General features: G+C 51.2%; 3 protein-coding genes and 1 tRNA gene. 2 read left to right on the top strand and 2 right to left on the bottom strand.

All coding sequences use genetic code 11. The features are described 5' to 3' along the window. Positions 1–1,304: helix-turn-helix domain-containing protein (locus ACLTD4_RS33400; protein ID WP_412331956.1), on the top strand; the 1,304-nt coding region annotated here is incomplete at its 5' end. 114 nt (positions 1,305–1,418) lie between these two features. Further along, on the top strand, positions 1,419–2,543 hold the full coding sequence (locus ACLTD4_RS33395) for an ADP-ribosylglycohydrolase family protein (protein ID WP_181988552.1): 1,125 nt from the start codon (positions 1,419–1,421) through the stop codon (positions 2,541–2,543). Positions 2,544–2,662: 119 nt separating this feature from the next. Here the strand turns inward: ACLTD4_RS33395 and ACLTD4_RS33390 are convergent. Then, positions 2,663–2,746, bottom strand: a tRNA-Leu gene (locus tag ACLTD4_RS33390). A gap of 117 nt (positions 2,747–2,863) precedes the next feature. Continuing rightward, a partial coding sequence (locus ACLTD4_RS33385) for a TRAP transporter large permease subunit (protein ID WP_412331955.1) occupies positions 2,864–3,492 on the bottom strand: 629 nt, incomplete at its 5' end.

Below are 3,492 nucleotides of genomic sequence, written 5' to 3'. Positions count from 1 at the left end.
ACATCATCATCAGCGGTTTTAACGATTTCGAATATGCAAAGAAGGCAATCCGGTTTCAGATCATGGACTATCTGTTGAAACCGGTGTCGGAAACGGAACTGAACCACTGTCTGGAAAATGCCGTGAAACAGCTGAACGATGAGCTGGAGCTCACAAGAGCCAATCCGCTGGGGGATTTAATCAATCTCTTCTGTTCCAGAGACAGCGGCGGATCGCACTGTGCCATCGCCTCCATCCGCACAGGGAAGCCGGTGCCGGAGGACTTTTCCTGGGACAGCGAAAACATTCGGCTTCTGTCCTCCCTTCTTGCAGACCACGGGGCGGCCGGCGAGGAATACATGCTCCGGCTGGATCAGCCATGGCTCCTGATCGCCGGAATCTTTACCGCAGGAGGCCATCATTCGGCAAGCCTGTCTCCCGGCGCGCTTTCCCTGTACGCCGCAGACCACATGGGACAGGCCATGGAAGCATTCTACCGGCGCACCGGGGTGGTGACGCTCACCGGAATCGGCAGTTTCGCACCGGCCTCCGTGGCCGCGCTGAAGGAATCCTCCAGAACGGCCGCTCTCATCACCTCCCGTATGAACTTATATGCGGCTGCTCCTATTGTATCTGCGGATTTTGAGATGTACGCTTCCCGAATCCCCGTCTCCCTGTCTTCCAGCCGGGAACTGCTGCGCCGTGCCCTCGGCAAGTGGGATGAAAAGTATTTCCGCAGCCTTCTGGATCAGTATTTTGAGACCCAGCGCGGAAAGTCCCTCGTAACCGCCGAGGCGCTGAAGCACAATGCGATGGAGCTGCTCATAATCATGCAGAACTTTTCACAGGAAAATTTCATCGAAAAGTATCAGGAGATCCTGCCCTCCTCCATCGAGGCAGAAGAAGAGGCGGCGATTACCGGAATCCGGTCATTCACGGATTACTTCTGTTCTCTTTTCAGGGAGCTGAGTTTTAGAGCCGAGGGTTCCACACAGCTGACTGTCTCGGAAATTCTGCAGGAAATTAAGACTTATATCGAGGTGAATTACGCCAGAGAGATTACCCTGACGTTCTTTTCAGAAAAATACCATCTGACCAAGGAATACTTGTCAAAACAGTTTAAGGAAAAATACGGATATGGGATTTATGAATACTTACTCTCGTTCCGCATGCAGAGAGCCGGTGAACTGCTGGTCACCTCGTCCATGAAGATTCAGGAGATCTCTGACCGCGTGGGGTATACGGATACCAATTACTTCAGCAAGGCGTTCAAGACGTATTACAGCATGTCTCCGAAAGAGTACCGGCAGAAAAAGCCGTCTTGACGAACGGACAAAATACTGTTATATTAAGGGCAACCTTTCGGACTCTTTGTTTTAAGTGTTTTGCATGAAAGTGAAGAAGCATACAAAAACATGGAAAAACAGGAGGAAAGAATCATGACAGAAACAAAATTATATGACAAGGTCTACGGAGCGGTGATGGGATTTGCCGTTGGTGATGCGTTGGGAGTCCCTGTTGAGGAGATGCATTACAGGAATATCCGGAAACAGTATGGGGAGGTCCGCCGGATGCTCCCTGTTGCTCCGCGCCTTCTGGGCGGACAGCCGCATTACGAGCAGAGCATCAATCATGGAGATACCGCGCAGCTGGAGGCCGGCCGTTATGCCGATCCCTTCGGCTCACACGACGTCCGTCCGGGCTCCTATTCGGATGACACGCGCTACTTGCTGCTCTGCGCCAGGGCTGTCGTTCATTACGGACGGCGGATTACTTCTCTGGAATTTGCGCAGTTTTTGACCGAGTACGTACAGAATCTGGCAGTTACCAGACCGGCGGATGATTTGGAGCGGGAGTGGGCCACTGCGATGTTCCATTTTGAAGCTCTGAACAGGATATCTACCAGCCGCCATTTTTTCTCTGCGCTCTACGAGATCTGCACCGGCTGGGATGGCGTCGGCGGTTTGATCAATCCCTTTGATCCCCGTGAAGCCGCACTGGATGGCGGTCCCATGGCCGCGGGTGTCGCCGTGGCCTTACGGCCGGACGCTACGGTTGACAGCATTGTCGGAGCCGTCAGGGACGCTTACTGGAGTCTGCCCGGCCACTTCTGTGAGCAGGGCGTCGATTTCCTTCAGAACTCCTACGTGAAGCGTATGGATCAGATTCTGGACTATGCCGCCCGCGTCATGGATCCCGAGGCGGTCATCGAAGAACTGTATGCAAAATACCTGGTTACATTTCCGCCCTACAACTTCTTATTTCCATTGGAGATGATACCCGCGGCCTGCGCGATCTTTAAGGCCTGCAATGGAAATTACAGCGATACGGTTTCCTTCTGCGCCGCATTCGGACGGGACTGCGACGGGACTGCGGCAATGGGCGGCCAGCTGGCGGCAGCGCTGAACGGCGCTTCTTCCATTCCATCCGACTATATCGAAGCAGTCAACTCCACCAGTACCATCGATATCTCAGCTTTGTGCGGTGACCTCTATTCCGTAATAACCGCGCGCCTGGATTTCGACCGGTGCAAGGCAGACTGTTATGATAAACTGACGAAGTAAACCATTGATACACCTCTTTTTTCGGATAACGGGAAACAGAGTCAGCGGCCTGAAGGCTCACAGAACAGAAGCGGCGGTATCATTTACGATACCGCCGCTTCTGTTCTGCGCATCTCTCGTGCAGAAGAAGGGACTTGAACCCTCACGGTATTGCTACCACACGGACCTGAACCGTGCGCGTCTGCCAATTCCGCCACTTCTGCATTGCTATACAGCATATAATTGTACGAATTGGTTGTCCAATTCATACAATTATATTACTATATTTATCCAAAATAATCAAGTACTTTTTTCAAATTTTTAAAAATAATACATTTTTGTTATACATAACCCAGTAATCCCGGCAGCCACAGCGACAGAATCGGCACGTAGCTGACCAGCAGAAGGACGATGAAAATGGCCGCAAAGTAAAGAAGAAGCGGTTTAATGACATTTTCAATCTTCGTCTTACCCACCTTTACACCTACGAACAGGGTCGTACCGACCGGAGGCGTGATGGTTCCGATACATAAGTTAAAGATCATCATGATGCCGAAATGTACGGTATTCATACCCAGCTTCTGGCAGATCGGAAGGAAGATCGGCGTGAAGATCAGACAGGCCGGCGTCATATCCATGAATGTACCGATAATCAGCAGAAGGATATTGATGATAAAGAGAATGACGTAACGGTTATCGCTGATGCTTAACATGGCCTCTGAAACGGCCGTTGGAATCCCGGTAAAGGCCATGACCCAGCTCATGATGCTGGAGACACCGATTAAGAAGATGATGATACCCGTCATCTCCGCGCTGTCTAAGAATATCTTCGGCAGCTCTGAAATCTTAATGGACTTATAGAAGAACAGGGACAGGATCAGGCTGTATACCACCGCAACTACACTTCCCTCTGTCGCCGTAAAAATACCGGAGATAATACCGCCGATTACGATGATGATCATGAGCAGAC

This window comes from Hungatella sp. (assembly GCF_046966825.1).
This window is presented reverse-complemented; position numbering and strand designations above follow the sequence as displayed.

Bases quoted from the DNA above. Each gene is read 5' to 3' on its own strand.
- ACLTD4_RS33395 (WP_181988552.1), top strand. From the start codon at position 1,419: ATGACAGAAACAAAATTATATGACAAGGTCTACGGAGCGGTGATGGGA.